Genomic DNA, 20,514 nt, shown 5'->3' with positions numbered 1-20,514 from the left:
ATCTTGACCGAGCCCGACGTCCCCGGTGGGCGCAGAGGGACTTGAACCCCCGACCCCCTGCTTGTAAGGCAGGTGCTCTGACCAGCTGAGCTATGCGCCCTCGGGCCTGCCCATTGTGGCAAAGGGACAGGGCCTGGCCAAGTCAGCTGAGCAGAGCAGCCTTGACACGGGCCGCCACCTCGGCCCCCGGGGCGCGGCCCGCGGCGGCCGCGTTCACGGCTTTCACGACGGTGCCCATGTGTTTCATGGATGGCGCTTCGCCGTTGGCTCTCACTCTTGCAACCTCCGCCTCGACAAGTGCGTCCAATTCCTGATCGGTCAGCGGGGCAGGTAGGTATCCGGCCATGAACTCGGCTTCGGCGTTCTCCTTCTCGGCGAGCTCAGGACGCCCGGCCTCGGCATACGTCGCGGCTGAATCGAGACGCTTGCGGCGTTCCTTCGTGATGACGGCCAGTTCCTCGGCGTCGCTCAGCTCGCGTGCCACCTTGCCGGCCACCTCCTCGACGGTGATGGCAGCCAGCATCATGCGGATCGTGGACTTGGTGAACTCGTCCTTCGCCCGCAGCGCTTTTGCCAGCTCGGCCTTGAGACGAGTTTTCGTCGCAGCCATTCGTGCTTCCTTTCTCCGGGGACACCAATTCAACCAGTCATCGGTACAGACGCAAGGCGGTAGACTGCCCGCTTGTGGCGGATGCAGACCTCATGACCCAGATTGACCAGCTCGGCAAGTCCTTGGAATCCATCGAGGCGGTGGCCGACCTGCCGAGGTTGCGCGCTGAGATTGCACGGCTCGCGGAGGAGGTGGCTGCTCCCGACCTCTGGGATGACCAGGACAATGCCCAGCGGGTCACCTCGACCCTGTCCGCGCGGCAGGCCGAGGTGGAGCGCCTCGAGACGCTGCGAGGTCGTCTCGATGATGCTGCCGTCATGTTCGAACTGGCCGTCGAGGAGGACGATGCAGACGCGAGAGGGGAGGTGGAGCGTGAACTCAACCGGCTCGCCGGGGAAATCGAGGCGCTCGAGGTTCGCACCCTGCTGTCCGGCGAGTACGACTCCCGGGACGCGCTGGTTACCATTCGCGCCGAGGCCGGAGGGGTTGATGCCGCGGATTTCGCGGAGAAACTGATGCGCATGTACCTGCGGTGGTCGGAACGCCATGGTTACACCGTCGAGGTGTATGACACGTCCTACGCGGAGGAGGCGGGCCTGAAATCTGCCACCTTCGCGGTCAAGGCACCCTTCGCCTACGGCACACTCTCCGTGGAGCAGGGCACTCACCGTCTCGTGCGGATCTCCCCATTCGACAACCAGGGCCGTCGGCAGACCTCCTTCGCTGGTGTCGAGGTGCTGCCCGTCACCGAGGAAACCGACCACATCGACATCCCGGAGGCCGACATCAGGGTCGACGTTTTCCGTTCCTCGGGGCCCGGTGGACAGTCCGTCAACACCACGGACTCGGCCGTACGCATCACACATCTGCCCACTGGTGTGGTCGTCAGCTGCCAGAACGAGAAGTCGCAGCTGCAGAACAAGGCGGCGGCCTTGCGCGTGCTCCAGTCGAGGCTCTTGGAACTGGCCCGGCAGGAACGCGAGAAGGAGATGAACGCGCTCAAGGGTGACGGGGGGAACTCCTGGGGGGCGCAGATGCGTTCCTACGTGATGAACCCGTACCAGATGGTCAAGGATCTGCGTACCGAGTACGAGGTGGGAAATCCGGACGCGGTTTTCGATGGCGACCTCGATGGCTTCATCGATGCGGGTATCCGATGGCGCAAGAAGAGCGAGGGTGGCGCCAAGTAGTCAAGTAGTCGGAGCCCCCTCGTGTGGGGCGGGAGCCTCGACGAACTGAGGCGCCGTGCCGCCACACCGGTCCTGCCCGTAGCTCGTCGCGTACGCATTCGGGCAGCTGTGTGTCGGTTGGTCACGCCTCGGGGGTCCTTGCCCGGATGAGACTCTCAACCCGGATCAACTGGTAGCGGCGTGTTGGTTGAGCAGGTTTGGTGGGGCGTGGTTAACTGCTACAGGCCGTGTCCTGAGATACTCTCAGGAAACTTCCCCTAGTCGGTCGGAGCAGCACAGTGATCACTTTCGAGGACGTCACGAAGTTCTATGCCGGGCAGGACCGCCCGGCACTTCGCAACATCAACCTTGAGATAGCCAAGGGCGAGTTCGTGTTCCTCGTGGGCCAGTCGGGATCCGGAAAATCAACCTTCCTCCGGCTCATTCTGCGTGAATATCGGCCGACGAAGGGGACGTTGTACGTCGCGGGCAAGAATCTCTCGACTCTCAACCAGTGGAAGGTACCTGCGCTGCGCCGCCAGATCGGTACGGTGTTCCAAGATTTCCGTCTGCTTCCCGGCAAGACCGTCTATGAGAACGTGGCCTTTGCCCTGCAGGTGATAGGCAAACCGTCCCGTGTCATCCGTGAAGTGGTTCCGGAGACCCTCAGACTTGTCGGTCTGGAGGGCAAGGAGAACCGGCTGAACGAGGAACTGTCGGGAGGCGAGCAGCAGAGGGTTGCGATCGCGCGGGCATTCGTGAACCGTCCAAAAATTCTCATCGCCGATGAGCCAACGGGAAACCTCGATCCGGAGACCAGCGTCGGCATCATGAAGCTGCTCGATCGGATCAATCGTACTGAGACCACAGTGATCATGGCCACCCACGATTCCTCGATCGTGGATCAGATGCGGCGTCGCGTCCTGGAGCTGCGCAAGGGAGAACTCGTGCGTGACCAGGCCAAGGGCGTCTACGGCGTCAACTGAGAAACCGGGAGAATCAAATGCGGCACACGTTTCGGGAGACTTGGTCCGGGTTGAAGCGCAACATGGCGATGACCATAGCGGTCATAGTCACCATGTCGGTTTCTCTTTCGCTCTTCGGATTCGGCATGCTCACGTCCATGGAGGTGGATCTGGTCAAGGACCGCTGGTACGGCAAGGTCGAGATCTCCGTCTTCCTGTGTGTCGAACGCAGCACAGGAGGTACCTGCGAACCGGGAAAGGCGACCACGGACGCCCAGCGCGAGGCGATTGAATCCGCGCTCAAGGCCAACCCTGAGGTCAAAGAGGTTTTCTACGAGTCACAGGAAGAGGCCTTCAAGGAGTTCCAGCGGGTGTTCAAGGACTCCCCGGTCCTCGCGTCCCGCACCGTCGAGCAGATGCAGGACTCCTTCCGTGTCAGCCTGAACAACCCTGAGAACTACAGGGGTGTCGTGAGTGAGGCGCAGGGACTTCAAGGGGTCCAGAACGTACGGGACCTGAGGAGCGTTCTCGATCCCGTGTTCAAGATTCTGGGAGGGCTCCAGTGGGCAACGATCGGCATGAGTGTTCTGCTGCTGCTCGCCGCTGCACTGCAGATCTCGACCACCATCCGGATGGCGGCCTTCACGCGGCGACGCGAGATCGGCATCATGCGCCTGGTCGGGGCGTCCAACTTCTACATCCTGCTGCCCTTCCTGCTTGAAAGCCTCATCGCAGGCTTGATCGGTGTCCTCATCTCATCTGGCTCAATTGCAATTACCTATTATCTAGTGATTGAGAATGCTGCGCGAAACGCGCTCCCTGCCATAGCTTGGATTGGCCCTGACCACGTGTTCAATGCCATTATCTACATGGCGGTGGTTGGTATTGCTCTGTCGATCATTCCGACGCTGCTGGCGACCAGGAAATACCTGAGAATCTGACGTGTAAGGAGATCAAGGTGAATCGGGCTCTTCCCCATCTACCCGACAACCCCATCCTCAAACGAATCGCCTGCGGCCTGATCGCGTCGGTGCTGAGCCTCACGATGCTCGGCACGCTCGCGACTCGAGCCGTGGCGGATGACTTGGATGACAGACGCGACCAGTTGGATTCACAGATCGAGGCCCAGAAGTCCGTTGTGGAGGGAGCATCCAAGGAACTCACCGATGCGGTGAGTGCCCTCGAGGCGGCAAAAACGGAGCTCGCATCTGCCGAAACCGCGCTGTCCGATGCCGAGAGCAAACTCACGGCGGCAAAGGAAGTGGACACCCAGCGTGCCTCGGAACTGGCAGCGGCGGAGACAAAGGCCAAGAAGGCAAAGGCGGACGTTGCCGCCGCTCAGGCTGCCTATGATTCCGTGGATGCCCGGACCTCCGAGGAGATCACGGTCATCACTCAGCAGAACGGCGGGCTGGCCGAGCTGTCTGTCCTCTTCAGCGATGTCGGCACGGGCAACATGAATCAGCGGGCCCAACTGGCTGACACGTTGTTCAGTTCCAGCGCGCTCGAACTGGATGAGCTGACCTCGCGGCGATTCCAGCTGGATGCAGCCAAGAAGGAGGCCGATGAGGCCGAGGCGTCAGCTGCGGAGGCGCGCAAGGCGGCAGCGGAACAGCTTGAAACCTCCAAGGCAGCCGAAGAAGCCGCGAAGGCGAAGCGTGCCGAGGTCGCGGAGAAGGTGTCCCAGCGTGACGCCGCCAAGGAGAAGGCCGACTCGCAGCTGACGGCCGAGAAGGGGCGTCAAAGCGAACTGGAGAGTGAGGCCAACGAGGTCGACCGTCGCATTCAGGAACGCATCGCCCAGCAGAAGCGCGAGGAGGAGGAACGGCAGGCCCGTGAACGCTCCTCCCAGGAGAGCGGTTCATCCTCCTCCGGCTCGTCGAACAAGGGTTCCTCCTCGAGCAGTGGTTTCATCCGTCCGGTGGACGGTGCCATCAGCTCTCCCTACGGCATGCGGGTCCACCCTGTCCTGGGCTACAGCAAACTGCACGACGGCACCGACTTCGCTGCCGGCTGCGGAGCGCCGATCCGCGCAGCTGGGGACGGCGTGGTCTCGGAACGCTACTTCAACGCCGGGTACGGCAACCGCCTCATGATCGACCACGGCAGCAAGGGCGGCACCTACGTGACCACCGGGTACAACCACGCCACCAGCTACGTGGTCTCGGTCGGGGATCACGTGAGCCAGGGGCAGGTCATCGGGTACGTGGGAACCACCGGCTACTCGACCGGCTGCCACCTGCACCTCATGGTCTGGGAGAACGGTTCCGTGACAAATCCGATGTCCCGCTGGTTCAGCTGAATCTGAACGTGGCATCATTACGGGATGCCCAGGGAAACCGGACGTAAACTCGTCGCCCAGAACAAGAAGGCCCGCCACGACTATCAGATCGGCGAGACCTACGAGGCCGGGCTCGTGCTCACCGGAACCGAGGTCAAGACCCTGCGAATGGGGCGGGTCTCCCTCGCCGAGGCGTTCGCCACCGTGGATGACGGCGAGGTCTGGCTGCGCAACGTCAACATTCCCGAGTACGAGTTCGGTACCTGGCGCAACCACGCCGCCAAGCGTTCCCGCAAACTGCTGCTCAATCGCAGGGAGATCACCCGGCTCGCCAAGGAGACCGAAGCCACGGGCAGGACGATCGTTCCGCTGTCGATCTACTTCAAGGATGGCTACGCCAAGGTCGAGATAGCCGTCGCCACGGGCAAGAGGGACTGGGACAAGCGACAGAGCATAGCCGAACGCGACGCGAACCGTGAGGCGCAGCGGGCGCTGCGGGCCCGCAACCGGTTGGGTTCCGGGAGGCGCTGACCGTCCCGGGAGGTACCGGGGAGAGTTCAGGGCCATCCCCGGTGGAACCTGGCGGCCCATGGGGCACCATGGATGACATGACCGATCCGAGTCTTTTCACAGCGGTCACGGACGTGCAGCGTGACCGTGCCGTGGAATACCTGCAGCGGGTGTACGCATCAGGTGGCCTGAGCGACGAGCTGTTCGAGCAGAGGCTGGGGATGGCCCTGACCGCCCGGACCCGGGCCGACCTGAACGCGTCATTGCAGGGACTTGCCCGGGTGGCCGGTGTGTTCCCGAGTGCCCCAGTGGTTCAGCACCCCGTTCACGACGGCGTGCAGAACCTGGTGGCCGGGTTCCTCCATCTCGCGACCCTGCCGACGATGTTCCTGGCGCCCGCCATCGCCCGGGCCCTGGCCTCGCCGAGGAGCCGCATCGCCACCGAGGCCTCACGCGCCATGTGTTTCCAGTTCAGCGCCCTGATCTACGGTGTGATCGCAGTCATCCTGGTCTTCTCGAACTGGGCGCCTCCCGTGCTGCTGTTCCTGGGTTTCATCGCCTGGGGCCTGATGACGCTCTGGCTGGCCATCCGGTCGGTCACGGGGGAGAAATCAACGGCCGTCATCGAGCGGCTCATGTTGATGCGTCCCCCGGAGGATCGCCGGTGAGGCCGGATGGGCTACACTGGATCTCGCACAACTCAAGAGGGGATGACTGGTTTCGACTTGGACGGTAGTTCGAGGAGAAGCGGGCCGAGGATCCATGCTTGTCTCGTTAACGCTGCATGGGAACCAACAAGTGCCAACAACAACCGCACTGACTTCGCTCTCGCTGCCTGATCAGCGATCGAAGGGTCACGCCCGGGGGTGCCTTCCTCCCGGTGCCTGGCCTCATTCTTGAAGGCTTGCTGAACCGCCTGTGTTCCAGGGGCGGTTCGGGACTCAACTGGAACTGGGCCCGGCTGCGACTTGCTGACGTGAGCGCAGGGGCCGAGCAGACCGCCTAGTCAGCTGCGCCCGGAGAATCCCTTGTTCGCCTTTCAAGGACGCGGGTTCAATTCCCGCCATCTCCACCGAGTCATACTCACTGAAGGTGCCTCCGGCCTTGGCCGGAGGCACCTTTTCTTTTTCCTGCATCCCCTACTGATGCCACAATTCCTGTCCCGTCGCGTCCCGAATGGTCGTGCTCGGGGAATGAGACAGGTCGATCTCCACGTCCAGGTGAGCGGAGCCGTCACGAGCAGAACTGCGGTAGACGATCTGTTGGTTCTCCAGGTGAAGGGTCACGGTGCTGGCCCTGACCAACCAGGGATGTCGTCTGCGCAGTCCTATCAGGTCCTGGTGGGCTCGCAGTGCCGGACGACCCCAGGGGGCGAGTGCCGCGGGAGAGTCGGGAAGGGCAGGACGGATGTCGTCGTCCCCGCCGAGACGTTCTTCCTTGACGCCGACGAAGGCCTGCTCGTCGCCGTAGTAGATCGACGGTATCCCGCCGACGGTCATGAGGATCGCCAACGCGGTGACGGCTCCGTCGGCTCCCACCCTGCTGGCGATGCGGGTGACGTCATGGTTGCCGATGAACGTGTTCGGGATGAAGGAACTGAGGAACTGGTTGTGACGGTTCAGGGCGTGGTCCAGTTCGAACAGGTTGCGGTCGTTGATGCTGGACCAGATGGCCTTCCACAGCTCGTACTGGGTCACCGAGTCGATGCCGGATTCGGCGACGAAAGCGCAGTAGTCGCCGTGCAGCACCTCACCGAGCAGCCAGGCGTCGGGGTGGCGGGGCCGCACCCTTTTCACCACCCTGGACCAGAACCCGGTGGGGACGGAGTAGGCGGCGTCGAGACGCCACCCGTCGATTCCGCGTTCCAGCCAGTGGTTCATCACCCGGACCACCAGATCCACGGCCTCCTGGCCGGAGTGGTTCAGGCGCACGAGGGAAGAATGCCCCTCGAAGACTCGGGGCCTCGGACCTCCGGGATGCTGCCAGTCGATGTCGAACAGTCTCCCGGCAGGGGAGCCGGGCCCTTCCGCCAGCGCTCGCCTCACGTCGGGGTGGCCCTCGCCAACGTGACTGAACACCCCGTCCAGGAGGATGCGCAGCCCCCGGTCCCGGCACTGGGAGACGAGCTCGGTGAAATCGGTTTCATCCCCGAGGCGGGGGTCTATCCTGAACAGGTCGAGCGAGTCGTAGCCGTGGGACTGCGACTCGAAAATGGGACCGAGCAGCAGCCCGGAGCACCCCAGCTCGATCGCGTAGTCGAGCCACCCGAGCAGACGTCTCAACCGTGGGCCGGGAGCCGTGTCGGGTTCCCGTATCGGAGCCCCACACAGCCCGAGAGGATAGACGTGCCACCAGATCGCGTGTTCAACCCAGCTCATGTGAAGATCGTAACGACCCTGCGAGAATGGGGGGCATGGAACTGGGTGAACCAGCGGCGGGTCAACTCCTGATCGCAACCGAACCGGGTCGGGGAGGATACTTCGATCGCAGCGTCGTGCTGTTGTTGGAACACAACGAGGAGGGCAGCCTCGGGGTTTGCCTCCACAAGATGGGTGATGTCCCCATGGTTGATTCCTTGGAGCATTTCAGGGATCTGCTCACGCCACCCGCGAAACTCTTCGAGGGTGGCCCCGTTTCCAGGCAAACAGCGCTCGGCCTGGCTCAGGTCCGCAGCCCATGGGAGGAACCACCCGGGTGGCGGCGCCTGTTCGGGGACGTGGGAGTGCTGGACCTGGAGACCCCGGTCGAGCTGGTGCACGGCACCTACGCTCACATCCGCATATATGTGGGGTTGGCAGGTTGGAGTGCAGGACAACTCGTGGGTGAACTTCTGCGAGGTTCCTGGTTCAGAAGCCAGGCCGCGGCCGAGGAGGTCTTCGGCACCCCGGAGGATCTGTGGCGCCGAGTGCTTCGCCGAATCGGTGGCGGGCCGGGGCTCTGGTCGACTTGGACCGGGCACCCTGAATGGAACTGAGAGAATCCACCGGCACGGTTCGCTGACGTGATTGTCCGTTACACGTACCATGGAGGCCAGTTCGGGAAAGGAGGCCGGTGTTGGGCGAGACCCGGAGGCGTGCCCTCATCCTGATCGTGGATGATGATCCTGCTTTGTCCGAGATGCTTCAAATCGTGCTGCGGCAGGAAGGGTTCGACACCATCCACTGTGCCACGGGAACGGAGGCGCTCCCAGCGATGCGTGAATGCCGACCGGATCTGGTTCTGCTCGACCTGATGCTTCCGGGACGTGACGGGGTCAGCGTCTGCCGGGACATGAGGGCCGAGTCAGGGGTGCCCATCGTGATGCTCACGGCCAAGTCGGAAACCGACGACGTGGTCGCGGGACTACAGGCCGGGGCAGATGATTACGTGGCCAAACCCTTCAAGGCCAAGGAACTCCTGGCTCGAATCCACACTCGTCTGCGGCGTGTCAGTGCGGACCCCGGAGCGGATCAACTGACCATCGGGGATCTTGTGATCTCCACCACTGCGCACACCGTCAAACGCGGTCCTGTGACGCTTTCACTGACGCCACTCGAATTCGATCTGCTGCTCGCCCTTGCGAAACGTCCCTCCCAGGTGTTCAGCCGGGAAGCGTTGCTCGATGAGGTGTGGGGGTATCGCAATGCTGCGGACACGCGGCTGGTGAACGTGCACGTCCAACGGTTGCGTTCCAAGGTGGAGAAGGATCCCGAACACCCGGAAATCATCGTGACCGTTCGAGGGATCGGATACCGGGCCGGTGAATCGCAGCCCTGGTGAACGAGGCCGTCGGAAACTGACAAGGCTCTGGTGGAGTTCTCTTCCCCTGCGGATACTGCTGACCACCTTCACCGCTTCCTGTGCGGTGTTGGTCCTGGCGGGAGTGCTGTTGGTCCAGCAGGCAACAGCTGGAATTGTCGCCACGAAGCGAACAGCGTCCATCCGGGAGGCGGTCGGGATGCATCATTTCATGCAGGGACAGCTGCAGAACCCCGAGAGGCTGGGGACTGCGACCTACGAGCAACTCAGTCGGTTGGTGGAGCTTGCCGGGGCCCAGGCGGCCCAGTACTTGGTCATCGTCGAGGGACCGGCTTCGGTGCTGTCCTCCTCGTCGGGAATCGGGCTGGATTCCGTACCCCCAGAACTGCGTCGACAGGTGACTGGTCGGGAAGGCATGTACATCGCGGCGACACGCGTCGTCATGGCCGGGGAAGGAGCAGGACAACCCGGGCTCGTCGTTGGCACCACACTGATCACATCCGCCGGTGAACGGTTCCCCGTCTACTACGTCTTCCCCATGACGAGCGAAGTGACCACGCTGCGGGACATTCAACGTGCGGTCTACACCACCGGAGCGGCTCTTCTGCTCGGTTTGACGGCCATCGCCTATCTCGTGACCCTGCAGGTGGTCCGGCCCGTCCGCAAGGCCGGGCGCACGGCCCGGCGCCTCGCATCCGGTCAACTGGATGAACGAATGCCCGTCAGAGGAACCGACGATCTTGCCTCGCTGGCGCTCTCGATGAACGAGATGGCCTCGGATCTGCAGCAAAGAATCCGGGAACTGGAGACACTCTCCACGGTGCAGCGACGCTTCGTCAGCGATGTCAGTCATGAGCTGCGTACACCCATGACCACCATCAAGATGGCTTCCGATCTCCTGCATGAGGAGCGCGGCGGGCTCCCCCCGGATGTGAGAAGAACCGTGGAGCTGATGAACACGGAAATCGAGCGATTCAACTCCATGTTGGCAGACCTGCTGGAGATATCGCGTTTCGATGCCGGAGCGGCGGTCCTGGACCTGGACGAGGTTGATGTGGGGACGCTGGTCGCGTCCGAGGTGCAGGCCCAGGAAACCTTTGCAAATTCCCAGGGGAGCGAGCTGCGATTGCACGTCGAAGGCGTGGCTTCCGCACAACTGGATTCCCGTCGTATTCGTCGCATCGTCCGGAATTTGTTGACCAACGCCATCGACCACGGAGAAGGTCGCCCCATCGATGTGACGGTGGCTTCTGACGAGGAGGCCGTTGCCGTCACGGTTCGTGACCACGGAATCGGATTCCAGGCCGAGCTCTCCAGCCGCGTGTTCGACCGCTTCTGGCGCGCTGATCCATCACGAGCACGCGCGGCAGGTGGGACCGGGCTGGGACTTGCGATTTCCCGGGAGGACGCCAGACTGCACCGTGGTTGGCTCTCCGCCTGGGGGCGACCTGGCTCGGGGGCTCAGTTTCGCCTGACGCTTCCCCGTAATCCGGAGGTGACCCTCAGCAGCTCACCATTGCCGGTCATCCCTGCGGATCTGGAATCCCGGAAGGACCTGTGATGAACCTCCGACATCCTGTGAACCGGCTGATCGTCATGGTGGTGACGCTGGTTATCGGAGCCTGCGCCGGCATCCCAACTTCAGGGCCGGTCACCGAGGTCACGGTATCCACCAGCGGAAAAGGTGTGCAGATCGCCCCGGAACCTCCTCAGAAAGGTATGAGCGCGTCCAGGATCGTCGAGGGTTATCTCCAGGCCATGGCGGATCCCACCGGAGATTACGAGGTCGCCCGCCAGTACCTGTCCACGACCGCGCGTGGGCGGTGGGCCCCGCGGCGGGAGACGATCGTCTATGACGGCTGGGTGGAAAGCGTCGGGGACGGCATGGAACTGCGTGGAACCACCCGGGGAACTGTGGATGCGGTTGGGCGTTTCGCGGTCTCCCGGGAATCGCTCACCCATGATTTCGGTCTGGTTCAGGAAGCGGGGGAGTGGCGGATCTCTGCTCCACCTGACGGGGTTCTGCTCTCCAGCTATATCTTTGCCCGATCCTACAGCTCGGCCCGGTCCTACTTCATGGCCCGTTCCGGACAGGCGGTGGTTCCTGAACCGCTGCACCTGCCGATCTCCGAGATCACTCCGAGGCGTGTTGTGGAAGCCCAGCTCGCAGGGCCGGGCACCGTGCTCTCCTCAGGTGTGCGCAGCGCGATTCCGGAAGGGGTCAGGCTCGGGGCAGCGGGCGCCAGCGTGGATTCCTCGGGTGTGGTGACGGTGGCGTTCGAGGGGTTGTCCTCAAATCTCGGCGATGAGCAGAGACGAGAACTTGGCGCCCAGCTTCTGTGGTCGCTGTCGTCGATTCCCGAGATTTCGGGACTGCAGCTGGTGGTCGACGGCAATCCCTACCCACTGCCCGGGCAGAATGACAAGCAGGTCTTGGAGCTGTCCTCCCAGCAGGACTATCAACCGCTGTCAAAGGTTGGAGTGGCTGATCTGTACGGGGTACACGAGGGCCGGGCCGGGAAACTGAGCGCTGACACCAGTTTCGTCCCCATGAACAACGCTGAACCACCAGCTGAGATGACCGCCATCTCCTTGGACGGAGCTTTCACGGCAACTGTCACCGGATCCCCGGCAATGGCTCGGATCAGCCCCGGCGGAGGCGTTCCCGTCCAGGTTGACACGGGACTGACCAAGGTCGGATCAGTGCATTTCGCACAGGGCGGGTTGTGGCTGCTCGGGCGCGGTTCCTCCGGGGGACAGCAGCTGTTGAGCGTGTCTCCGCAGGGGGAGGTCACCGCCATTGACCTCTCGGCGCTGCCCGGCGAAGTGGCGGACTTCTCCCTCGACGCATCCGGAACGCGGGCCGCGGTTCTGCTCGGAGCCGGGGAAGTCACCCGTTTCGGGGTCGCGTCGCTGATCGATGGCAACCGGATGGTGGGATGGCAGGAGATTCCCCTGACCGTTTCCCAGGAGAAGGAACTCTCCTATGCGGTTGCGCTCGACTGGACCGGGGAGGTGAATGTCGCCGTGGTCGCGAGTGCGGGTTCCGGCAGGTCCGTGTTCGTGGTCGCGGTGGATGGATCGGAGGTCACCGACCTCGGACCGTTGAGCGTGTCCCCCGTCCAGGTGACCGCACTGCCCAGACCGGGTGGGGACGCCGTCGCCCTGCGTGCGGCCGACGGCGCGGTTCTGCTGTACGAGCAGCACGGTGCATGGCAGCAGGCCAAGACGACGATGACCTGGATCAGTTATCCGGGATGATCCGTGGAAAAACTCTTTCGAAGCTTGGTGGCAGCCCAGAATGAAGGCGTGTGCTTTCTCCTTCCAGGATTTCGCTCCTCTGCTGTTCGGGACATGCTGCCTGGTCTGTGGTTCCCCTGCCGTGGCCTGCTGCCCGGCCTGCCGGGAAAGGATCATCGACAAGGCGCCACATCAAGTACGCCGCCGAGGGCTTCCGGTTCCCACCTGGGCCGCAAACCCGTACCGCCCGGAACTGGCACGGCTCATCCCGGCTTTCAAGGATGATGGCGCCTGGTGCTTGGCGCGGCTGCTCTCATGCCGGTTGGCCGTTGCGGTCGCGGCCTGTCGACCTCCGACGGGAACGGTTCTGGTGCCGGTGCCATCCCGGCCAGCGGCCGTGCGTCACAGAGGCATTGACCACACCTGGATACTGGCACGTCGGGCGGCACGTGTCCTGGGGATCGAAGCGGCCAGACTGTTGAGGAGGCGAAACGGTGGAAACGCTCAGCGGGTTCAAGGACGTGCAGGACGGGAACGGCTCTCGGAATCCCGGTTCATGGGACTGACGTGTCGATCGCCCGTGATCATCGTCGATGACGTCGTGACGACAGGAACCTCGTTGACGGTCTCCTGCGGGGCCATGCTCCACAGCGGAGCCACGGTCATCGCCGCCGCCGTCATCGGCGATGCAAATCTGATCCGAAAATGGTGAAAATTCCCTTGCCAGCCGCTGGATGGGAGTAACGTGGAGGAATGGAGACGCCAGCGGTGCCCGGACTGAGAAACAGGGAGCCGCTGGCGTCATAGTTTTCTAGCCAGGAGGAGACATGGACGTCGTCGTCACCGGTCGGCACTGCACCATCAGCCCCGAGCTCAAGGAACTGGTCCACGACAGGATCGTCACCGTCGAGCGGCTGCGGGACCGGGTGATCCGTGTGGAAGTGGAGTTCTCCGCCACGGATGGCACCAAGAATCCCTCCGACGCTGTCGAGGTTCAGATCACGCTTCGCAGCAGAGGGCCCGTCGTGCGCGCCGAGGCGAAGGCCAACGACAAGACGCTTGCGTTCGAACAGGCCTTTGACCGGTTGAAGGCGCAACTCCGAAAGGCGGCGGATCGTCGCAAGACCCACAGGGGGCTGCGCACGGCCATCTTCACCGAGGAGACCGCGTCCGTCCCGGAACCGGAGAAAACCGAGGCTGAGCCGGAGGAAACCACCTACGAGGTCGCAGGCCTGGTGGTCAATGGCGACGGCCCCCTCGTGGTGCGTGAGAAGGAATTCGAAACGGTTCCGCTCAGCCTGGCCCAGGCCCTGGACGAGATGGAGCTTGTGGGGCACGACTTCTTCCTCTACCAGGATTCCGCCACGGGGAAACCCTCCGTGGTCTATCGTCGCAAGGCCTACAACTACGGTGTCATCCACTTGAACGTGAGCGCCTGAGAGCCCGCAGGCTCCGTGGCGGGATGTCGTTCGTCGAGACTTCACACGGGGTGATTCGTGGTTTTCGCAACCTTGGGGAAACGCAGGAGTTCCCCGAGGACCACGGCGGCTCTCGCCACGTCACGGCTCGTCCGCGGAACCTCTGATGGTGCGCGTCGTTGACGCAACGGGTCGGGCATGCGCCCTTGGCCCGTCGCAGTTTTGCAGGGCCGCGGGGCTGGCTAGGATGGCAGGCGGTGCGCCACAGCCACCGGAGTCAAACTTTGAAGGATCGTCGACGTGGGATTCATGGATTTCCTGAGCAACCTCGGCTCGGGTTCTCAGCTGAGGAAGCTGCGGAAGGTTGCCGACCAGGTCAACCTGATCGAGGAGGACTTCCAGGGGATGTCCGACGCCGAATTGAGAGAACAGACCGACACCTTCAAGGAACGCCTCGATGACGGGGAGGACCTGGACAAGCTGATGCCGGAAGCGTTTGCCACTGTGCGCGAGGCCTCCGTACGCGTGCTCAACAAGCGGCATTTCGACGTGCAGATCATGGGTGGCGCGGCGCTTCACTGGGGCAACATCGCGGAGATGAAAACCGGCGAGGGAAAAACCCTCGTCGGTACCCTCCCCTCCTACCTGAACGCACTGTCAGGTGACGGTGTGCACATCGTCACCACCAACGACTACCTGGCCAAGTACCAGTCCGAGCAGATGGGGCGGATCCATCATTTCCTCGGCCTCGAGGTCGGCGTCATCCTGGCCTCGATGTCGCCCGCCGAACGGCGCCTCGCCTACCGGGCGGACATCACCTACGGCACCAACAACGAGTTCGGCTTCGACTACCTGCGCGACAACATGGCGCTCAGCAGCGAGGATCTCGTGCAACGCGGCCATCACTTCGCCATCGTCGACGAGGTGGACTCGATCCTGATCGACGAGGCCCGTACCCCGCTGATCATCTCCGGGCCGGCCCAGGACACCCACGAGTGGTATCCGGTTTTCGCCCGGATGGTGCGTTCCATGAAACGCGACCAGCACTACGAGGTGGATGAGAAGAAACGGACGGTCGCGATCTCGGGCGCCGGCATCGAGGTGGTCGAGGACCGGCTCGGCATCGACAATCTCTACGAATCCGCGAACACCCCGCTCATCAGCTATCTGAACAACGCCATCAAGGCCAAGGAGCTGTTCAAACGGGACAAGGACTACGTGGTGCTGGGCGACGAGATCCTCATCGTCGACGAGCACACCGGCCGCACCCTGGCCGGGCGCCGCTACAACGAGGGCCTGCACCAGGCCCTCGAGGCGAAGGAGGGCGTGAAGATCAAGGACGAGTATCAGACCTTGGCCACCGTCACCCTGCAGAATTACTTCCGCATGTACGACAAACTCGCCGGCATGACGGGCACCGCGAAGACCGAGGAGTCGGAGTTCCAGAAGATCTACGGCCTCGGGGTCATTCCCATCCCGACGAACATGCCGATGATCCGTATCGACCAGCGCGACCGGATCTACCGCACGGAGGACGCCAAGTACAAGGCGATCATCGAGGACGTCGTGCTCCGCCACGAGAACGGGCAGCCCGTGCTCATCGGCACCGCATCGGTGGCGAAATCCGAGCTGCTGTCCGGGATGCTGAAGAAGGAGGGCATCCCGCACGAGGTCCTCAACGCGAAACAACACGAGCGGGAGGCCGCCGTGGTCGCGCAGGCGGGCCGCAAGGGCGCTGTGACCGTGTCCACCAACATGGCGGGACGCGGCACCGACATCATGCTCGGCGGCAACCCGGAGTTCCTGGCCGATCTGCAGCTGCGCAAGCAGGGACTCGACCCCGTGGAGACTCCTGAGGAGTACGAGGCCCAGTGGCCCGACACGCTGAAGGCCCTCGAGGAGCAGGTGGAGGCCGAGCACGACGAGGTGGTGGAGGCCGGCGGACTGTACGTGATCGGTTCCGAACGCCACGAGTCCCGTCGCATCGACAACCAGCTGCGCGGGCGGTCCGGACGTCAGGGCGACCCGGGTGAGTCCCGTTTCTATCTCTCCCTCTCCGACGACCTGATGCGCCTGTTCCGTCCCGAGGTGCTGGAGCGGGCCCTGATCATGCTCAAGGTACCGGACGACGTGCCGATCGATTCCAAGTCGGTCAGCAACGCCATCGAGTCGGCCCAAAAGCAGGTCGAGAGCCAGAACTTCGAGATGCGCAAGAACGTGTTGAAGTACGACGACGTGATGAACCGGCAGCGGCACGTCATCTACCGCGACCGGCGGCGGGTCCTCGACGGGGCCGACCTGTCCGAGCAGCTGCGCGACCGGGCTGCCGAAGTGGTCGGCGCCGTTGTTCGGCAACACACCACCGGCATTCCGGAGGACTGGGATCTCGAGATGCTCTTCAACGAGCTGCGCACCCTCTACCCCGTCGGCCTCGACCAGGAGGAGATCGAGGAGGAGATTCCCACCCAGGAAAAACTCGTCGAGATGTTCAGTGACGACGTGTGCAGGGCCTACGACGACCGTGAAGAGGCCCTCGGACCCGAGATCATGCGGGAACTGGAACGTCAGGTGCTGCTCTCCGTGGTGGACCGCAACTGGCGGGAACACCTCTACGAGATGGACTACCTGCGTGAGGGCATTGGGCTTCGCGCAATGGCGCAGCGTGACCCGTTGGTCGAGTACCAGCGGGAGGGCGGCGACATGTTCATCGCCATGCGGGAGGCCTCGTTCGAACAGATCATTGGAATGCTGTTCAACCTACAGATCAATCAACCGGAACCTGTGAGCGTCGGCGTGGTCACGGATGCCGAGGGCAAACCAGAGGATGTACTGGCAAAGCTCGATCCCAGCCCTGAGACCGAGGATGCGAAACCCAAGCGTGCCGCGGCTCCTTTGGCGAAAGGCTTGGGCGGCAAACGTGAGGAGAACCTCACCTACTCGGCTCCCGACGAGTCGGGGGATGCCACCACGAGTCGCGACGGGGCAAAGAAACCCGCGCAGAAGCCATCGCCGGGTGGTGGCGGTGGGAATCGTGCCGCACGACGCAAGAAGGCGAAACGCAAGCGCTGATCCCGTCACGCGGGGAAACCCACCACTCGCAGGTCGGAACACAACCAGTCTTCTTCACGATCCAGCCGAATGGTGCAGGCAAGCCACCTGCCCTGAATTTGGACCGTGCTGCTCGCTTCCAGGCTGTCCGGTGCCGGATGTTGAACGTGGAGTGGCCCCACCCGACCGACACGAAAACTCGTGGCATCCGAGTAGGAAACGAGTTGCCGGAAGGCGCGGGAGGACAGATGGGGACGGATCTGGTGCAGGGCCCGTGTCCCTTGAATGGCATCGAGCACCGCTTGTGCCAAGGTGGGAGCAGGTATTTGGTTCATCCCGACACGTTATGCACCCTTGGAATGTGCCGGTAAGGGATTGGGCGGCTATTTACAACATCATCGATAACATTGACAACACACCCGCTGCCCCCGACAACACATGCTGGTGTGCCGACAACACTGTGGGCGTGGCTGATCCGTGATTCCCCGGGCAGGCTCTATGGTGGTCGCGTGACCAGAGAGTTGGTGTTCATACCCATCGCTCGCGATGAGCTGGCGGCGATCGAGGGGACGCCCCAACTGACTGATCGACCGGCACACCGTGTGACACCTGAGCTGTTGGCCGCTCTGGGCTACACGATCGGGCAGGAAGAAGAAGCCGAATACGCCGCATTGACGCTCGCATCCGTGTCTGCCCTGGCGAGATTCGGGGAAAGGCTTGTGCTGGTTGCGGAGATCCCCGGATCATCGGTCGTTGCTGGCGACGACCCCGACAACGGTGCCTGCATCGTCACCCGGGTCGATCGGGAATCCATGACCTGCTGGTTCAGCGAAGCCCCCGACGTGGACGCCTCCGCTGCCGCAGCGGCTGCGCGTGACCTGGACATCGACACCGCGTGGGAGTTTGATGAGGTCCAGGATCTGCTGCGCAATTCCGGCCTGCTGTGGAATGACGTGGAGGAGTACCGTCGAGGGCTTCGTTGACTGCCGCTCGTCAGCCGCGACTCAGCCAGTCCTGAGCGCGACGCTCGATGCCCGCGAAGGCACGAGCGATCATGGGTTCGACCTGTGCCTCGACCTTCTTGCCGACCAAGGGAATCTTGACGGTCAGTTCACCCACGTAAACGGCTTCCGAGGAGCTGGGGCCGGTGGGGGAGAGGGTGGCATCGGCCTCGACGGTGACGGGTGCTCCCGCGATGTCAACCGTGAAATTTCCTTTTCGCACTCCTTCATCGTCGGGGTCACCCCAGGCGAACGATTGTTTGATGCGAATGCCCTTGCCGAAGAACTTCGAGATCGACTCGGGGGCGGGAAGGGTCAGATCCAGATGGGTGGCGTCATCCGCGATGGTGACCGTGTGCTCGATCGCGTTGGCGTGCTTGGCGACATCATCGATGAACGCCTCGTTGCGGAACAGCGCCGCCACCTGGTCCGGGCTGCCGTTGAATTCATGCTTGTAGTTGAGCTGCATGGGGACCAATGTAGCGGTGATTTCGAGCCCGTAACCAAAGGGTTCCGTGGATGGACCGATAGCATGAGGGGCATGAGGATCGACCTGCACACCCATTCACGGGTCAGTGATGGCACGGACACCCCCACGATGCTCGTGATGAAGGCGCTCCAGGCGGGTTTGGACGTGATCGCGCTGACGGATCACGACACCTTCGACGGGGTCGCCGAGGCCGCGGAGGCAGGGAAACGAATCGGGGTCAAGGTGCTGCCAGGTATCGAGATCTCCTGTCAGCACGACGGTCGCGCGGTGCACCTTCTCGGCTACGGCTGTGACGTGTGGAACCGTTTGTTGAACGAGGAGCTCGCCCGGGTCAGGGTCGGCAGGACCCAGCGGCTTCCCGAGATGTGTCGAAGGCTGACGGAGCTCGGATATCCCGTGAGTATCGATGAAGTCATGGCCACGGCCAAAGGAGCTCCCTCGGTGGGACGTCCCCATGTCGCGGACACGCTGGTGGCCAAGGGGATGGTGGCGAACCGGCAGGAAGCCTTCGATTCCTTCCTCGCACCCGGGCAACCGGCATACGTTCCTCGCTACTCCATTGATGTGGGCCGGGCAATCGAACTGGTGCACGTGGCCAGGGGAGTGGCGGTACTGGCGCATCCGTGGGCTCCCACGACTCGGGAAGCCCTCAGCGCACCGTTCATCGAGCAACTCGTCAGGGAGCATGAACTCGATGGAATCGAAACCGACCACAAGGATCACGATCGTGAGACGCGGCTGCTGCTGTTCGAGATGGGGGCTCGTCTGGGGTTGCTCCGCACCGGGTCCAGCGACTATCACGGGACCGCGCGCCCCGAACGACAACTGGGCTGCTACACGACCCGAAAATCGGCCTATCTCGAGATGCTTTCCCGGATCCGGGCGCGAGGCGGCTCGGTGTGACCACCCCACCTCCGAGCGATAAAATCGCGCGCATGGAATCCGGGTCCACCACAGAAGCAGAGAAGTCCCTCCAGCGCTCGGAGAAGCGTAGTCACGAGATCGAAGCGAAGATTGCCTCGGACCCAAGCGGGTTCAGACTGCTGACCGGGGATCGTCCCACCGGTCGCCTCCACATCGGGCATTACTTCGGGTCGCTCCAGAACCGGGTGCGGCTGCAGAACGCCGGGATCGAGACCTTCCTGGTCGTTGCCGACTACCAGGTGATCTACGATCGCGACGGCGTCGGTGATCTGAAGGACAACGTCTACAACATGGTGGCCGACTACCTGGCCGCCGGCATCGATCCCGGGCGGACGGTCATCTTCACCCATTCGGCGGTGACCGCCCTGAACCAGTTGCTGTTGCCCTTCCTGGCCCTGGTCACCGACGCTGAACTACGTCGCAACCCGACGGTCAAGGACGAACTGGCGGCCTCCAACCGACCCATGTCCGGGCTGATGCTGACCTTCCCGGTGCACCAGGCGGCCGACATCTTGTTCTGCAAGGCGAATCTCGTTCCCATCGGCAAGGATCAACTACCGCACGTCGAACAAACCCGGGTGATCGCCAGGCGTTTCGACGAGCGCTACGGGCGCATCGATCCCGCCCGTCCCGTTTTCCCGGAACCCGAGTCGCTGCTCAGCCGCAGCGGCACCATCCTGGGTCTGGACGGAAACAAGATGAGCAAGTCACGCGGCAACACCATCGAGCTCGGTATGACCGCTGACGAAACCGCAAAACTGCTCAAACGCGCGGTCACCGACTCGGACCGCCACATCACCTACGATCCCGTGAACCGGCCCGAGGTCTCGAACCTGGTCAACATCGCCGCGATGTGCCTGGATCGCACCCCCGAGGATGTTGCCGAGGAGATCGGCGATGGCGGCGGCGGCGGGTTGAAGAGACTCACCACGGCGGCCGTGAACGACCACTTCGCCGCTCATCGGGCACGCCGGGTCGAGCTCATGGCCGACCCCGGGATGCTCCGCGATGTGCTCAGGGCGGGCAACGAACGGGCCAATGCCGTCGCCGAGGCCACCTTGGCAGAGGTGCGTCAGGCCATGTGCATGGACTACTGAGCGAAGAATCCCCGACCGCCTCG

The 20,514-nt window shown here is 63.2% G+C and carries 20 protein-coding genes, 1 tRNA gene and 1 other RNA gene; 17 read left to right on the top strand and 5 right to left on the bottom strand.

Going from position 1 to position 20,514, the window contains the following annotated elements; genetic code table 11:
* Window positions 1-26: 26 nt before the first annotated feature.
* Both E0E39_RS07335 and E0E39_RS07330 read right to left on the bottom strand, forming a co-directional pair.
* Window positions 27-100, bottom strand: a tRNA-Val gene (locus E0E39_RS07335).
* Window positions 101-142: 42 nt separating this feature from the next.
* Window positions 143-610 (bottom strand): GatB/YqeY domain-containing protein, encoded by a 468-nt coding sequence (locus E0E39_RS07330; RefSeq protein ID WP_130874151.1) that lies wholly within the window; start codon window positions 608-610, stop codon window positions 143-145.
* A 92-nt stretch (window positions 611-702) separates the two neighbouring features.
* On the opposite strand from E0E39_RS07330, the gene prfB reads away from it, so the two are divergent.
* The 7 genes from prfB to ssrA all read left to right on the top strand — a co-directional run bounded on the left by prfB (window position 703) and on the right by ssrA (window position 6,610).
* Entirely contained in the window at window positions 703-1,800 is a 1,098-nt protein-coding gene (gene prfB / locus E0E39_RS07325; RefSeq protein ID WP_130874150.1) for a peptide chain release factor 2, read from the top strand.
* 278 nt (window positions 1,801-2,078) lie between these two features.
* Entirely contained in the window at window positions 2,079-2,765 is a 687-nt protein-coding gene (gene ftsE, locus E0E39_RS07320) for a cell division ATP-binding protein FtsE (protein WP_130874149.1), read from the top strand.
* Between the two features lie 17 nt (window positions 2,766-2,782).
* On the top strand, window positions 2,783-3,685 hold the full coding sequence (ftsX, locus tag E0E39_RS07315; RefSeq protein WP_207302446.1) for a permease-like cell division protein FtsX: 903 nt from the start codon (window positions 2,783-2,785) through the stop codon (window positions 3,683-3,685).
* Window positions 3,686-3,702: 17 nt separating this feature from the next.
* A complete protein-coding gene (locus tag E0E39_RS15750) occupies window positions 3,703-5,046 on the top strand; it encodes a M23 family metallopeptidase (RefSeq protein WP_165444681.1) in 1,344 nt (447 codons plus the stop codon).
* A gap of 24 nt (window positions 5,047-5,070) precedes the next feature.
* Window positions 5,071-5,556 (top strand): SsrA-binding protein SmpB, encoded by a 486-nt coding sequence (smpB, locus tag E0E39_RS07300; protein WP_130874146.1) that lies wholly within the window; start codon window positions 5,071-5,073, stop codon window positions 5,554-5,556.
* A 77-nt stretch (window positions 5,557-5,633) separates the two neighbouring features.
* The gene (locus tag E0E39_RS07295) at window positions 5,634-6,203 is read left to right on the top strand and encodes a DUF1707 domain-containing protein (RefSeq protein WP_165444680.1); all 570 of its coding nucleotides are present in this window, start codon (window positions 5,634-5,636) and stop codon (window positions 6,201-6,203) included.
* A 38-nt stretch (window positions 6,204-6,241) separates the two neighbouring features.
* Window positions 6,242-6,610, top strand: a transfer-messenger RNA (tmRNA) gene (ssrA, locus tag E0E39_RS07290).
* Between the two features lie 64 nt (window positions 6,611-6,674).
* Here the strand turns inward: ssrA and E0E39_RS07285 are convergent.
* A complete protein-coding gene (locus E0E39_RS07285) occupies window positions 6,675-7,913 on the bottom strand; it encodes an alpha-amylase family protein (protein ID WP_130874144.1) in 1,239 nt (412 codons plus the stop codon).
* Window positions 7,914-7,948: 35 nt separating this feature from the next.
* Here E0E39_RS07285 and E0E39_RS07280 point away from each other — a divergent pair, with 35 nt between their 5' ends.
* The 7 genes from E0E39_RS07280 to secA all read left to right on the top strand — a co-directional run bounded on the left by E0E39_RS07280 (window position 7,949) and on the right by secA (window position 17,000).
* On the top strand, window positions 7,949-8,509 hold the full coding sequence (locus tag E0E39_RS07280) for a YqgE/AlgH family protein (protein ID WP_207302445.1): 561 nt from the start codon (window positions 7,949-7,951) through the stop codon (window positions 8,507-8,509).
* A 77-nt stretch (window positions 8,510-8,586) separates the two neighbouring features.
* Complete coding sequence (mtrA, locus tag E0E39_RS07275; protein ID WP_130874142.1) at window positions 8,587-9,294, top strand: MtrAB system response regulator MtrA; 708 nt, start codon at window positions 8,587-8,589, stop codon at window positions 9,292-9,294.
* Entirely contained in the window at window positions 9,275-10,834 is a 1,560-nt protein-coding gene (mtrB, locus tag E0E39_RS07270) for an MtrAB system histidine kinase MtrB (protein ID WP_130874141.1), read from the top strand. The genes mtrA and mtrB overlap by 20 nt, the downstream gene beginning before the upstream one ends.
* Complete coding sequence (locus E0E39_RS07265) at window positions 10,834-12,534, top strand: LpqB family beta-propeller domain-containing protein (RefSeq protein ID WP_130874140.1); 1,701 nt, start codon at window positions 10,834-10,836, stop codon at window positions 12,532-12,534. The genes mtrB and E0E39_RS07265 overlap by 1 nt, the downstream gene beginning before the upstream one ends.
* 535 nt (window positions 12,535-13,069) lie before the next feature.
* Complete coding sequence (locus tag E0E39_RS15745) at window positions 13,070-13,225, top strand: hypothetical protein (RefSeq protein WP_165444678.1); 156 nt, start codon at window positions 13,070-13,072, stop codon at window positions 13,223-13,225.
* A 115-nt stretch (window positions 13,226-13,340) separates the two neighbouring features.
* On the top strand, window positions 13,341-13,952 hold the full coding sequence (gene hpf / locus E0E39_RS07260; RefSeq protein WP_130874139.1) for a ribosome hibernation-promoting factor, HPF/YfiA family: 612 nt from the start codon (window positions 13,341-13,343) through the stop codon (window positions 13,950-13,952).
* A gap of 279 nt (window positions 13,953-14,231) precedes the next feature.
* Window positions 14,232-17,000, top strand: a complete 2,769-nt coding sequence (gene secA / locus E0E39_RS07255; protein ID WP_484455990.1) for a preprotein translocase subunit SecA — start codon at window positions 14,232-14,234, stop codon at window positions 16,998-17,000.
* A gap of 5 nt (window positions 17,001-17,005) precedes the next feature.
* On the opposite strand, the gene E0E39_RS16775 is transcribed toward secA, so the two are convergent.
* The gene (locus E0E39_RS16775) at window positions 17,006-17,314 is read right to left on the bottom strand and encodes an Rv3235 family protein (protein ID WP_425470619.1); all 309 of its coding nucleotides are present in this window, start codon (window positions 17,312-17,314) and stop codon (window positions 17,006-17,008) included.
* A gap of 174 nt (window positions 17,315-17,488) precedes the next feature.
* Between E0E39_RS16775 and E0E39_RS07250 the strand changes: the two genes are divergently transcribed.
* Window positions 17,489-17,962: a DUF6912 family protein gene (locus tag E0E39_RS07250; RefSeq protein WP_130874138.1), complete on the top strand. Its 474-nt coding sequence runs from the start codon at window positions 17,489-17,491 to the stop codon at window positions 17,960-17,962.
* A 10-nt stretch (window positions 17,963-17,972) separates the two neighbouring features.
* Here E0E39_RS07250 and E0E39_RS07245 read toward each other — a convergent pair whose 3' ends face one another.
* Window positions 17,973-18,449 carry a DUF2505 domain-containing protein gene (locus E0E39_RS07245; RefSeq protein WP_165444677.1) on the bottom strand — a complete coding sequence of 159 codons (477 nt, stop codon included), beginning with the start codon at window positions 18,447-18,449 and terminating at the stop codon, window positions 17,973-17,975.
* Window positions 18,450-18,521: 72 nt separating this feature from the next.
* Between E0E39_RS07245 and E0E39_RS07240 the strand changes: the two genes are divergently transcribed.
* Window positions 18,522-19,373, top strand: a complete 852-nt coding sequence (locus E0E39_RS07240; protein WP_130874136.1) for a PHP domain-containing protein — start codon at window positions 18,522-18,524, stop codon at window positions 19,371-19,373.
* A 32-nt stretch (window positions 19,374-19,405) separates the two neighbouring features.
* Window positions 19,406-20,491, top strand: coding sequence for a tryptophan--tRNA ligase (gene trpS, locus E0E39_RS07235; RefSeq protein WP_130874135.1), 1,086 nt, complete (start codon window positions 19,406-19,408; stop codon window positions 20,489-20,491).
* Window positions 20,492-20,514: the final 23 nt, after the last annotated feature.

It is taken from the genome of [Pseudopropionibacterium] massiliense (assembly GCF_900607225.1).
GTDB classification, from domain to species: domain Bacteria; phylum Actinomycetota; class Actinomycetes; order Propionibacteriales; family Propionibacteriaceae; genus Arachnia; species Arachnia massiliensis.
Note: the sequence above shows the minus strand (reverse complement) of the source record. Positions and strands in the feature narration are given on the sequence as shown.

Bases quoted from the DNA above. Each gene is read 5' to 3' on its own strand.
- E0E39_RS07280 (WP_207302445.1), top strand. From the start codon at position 7,949: ATGGAACTGGGTGAACCAGCGGCGGGTCAACTCCTGATCGCAACCGAA.
- E0E39_RS07245 (WP_165444677.1), bottom strand. From the start codon at position 18,449: ATGCAGCTCAACTACAAGCATGAATTCAACGGCAGCCCGGACCAGGTG.
- smpB (WP_130874146.1), top strand. From the start codon at position 5,071: ATGCCCAGGGAAACCGGACGTAAACTCGTCGCCCAGAACAAGAAGGCC.
- E0E39_RS07240 (WP_130874136.1), top strand. From the start codon at position 18,522: ATGAGGATCGACCTGCACACCCATTCACGGGTCAGTGATGGCACGGAC.
- E0E39_RS07330 (WP_130874151.1), bottom strand. From the start codon at position 610: ATGGCTGCGACGAAAACTCGTCTCAAGGCCGAGCTGGCAAAAGCGCTG.
- ftsX (WP_207302446.1), top strand. From the start codon at position 2,783: ATGCGGCACACGTTTCGGGAGACTTGGTCCGGGTTGAAGCGCAACATG.
- trpS (WP_130874135.1), top strand. From the start codon at position 19,406: ATGGAATCCGGGTCCACCACAGAAGCAGAGAAGTCCCTCCAGCGCTCG.
- E0E39_RS07285 (WP_130874144.1), bottom strand. From the start codon at position 7,913: ATGAGCTGGGTTGAACACGCGATCTGGTGGCACGTCTATCCTCTCGGG.
- E0E39_RS07265 (WP_130874140.1), top strand. From the start codon at position 10,834: ATGAACCTCCGACATCCTGTGAACCGGCTGATCGTCATGGTGGTGACG.
- E0E39_RS15745 (WP_165444678.1), top strand. From the start codon at position 13,070: ATGGGACTGACGTGTCGATCGCCCGTGATCATCGTCGATGACGTCGTG.
- hpf (WP_130874139.1), top strand. From the start codon at position 13,341: ATGGACGTCGTCGTCACCGGTCGGCACTGCACCATCAGCCCCGAGCTC.
- E0E39_RS07295 (WP_165444680.1), top strand. From the start codon at position 5,634: ATGACCGATCCGAGTCTTTTCACAGCGGTCACGGACGTGCAGCGTGAC.
- prfB (WP_130874150.1), top strand. From the start codon at position 703: ATGACCCAGATTGACCAGCTCGGCAAGTCCTTGGAATCCATCGAGGCG.
- E0E39_RS16775 (WP_425470619.1), bottom strand. From the start codon at position 17,314: ATGAACCAAATACCTGCTCCCACCTTGGCACAAGCGGTGCTCGATGCC.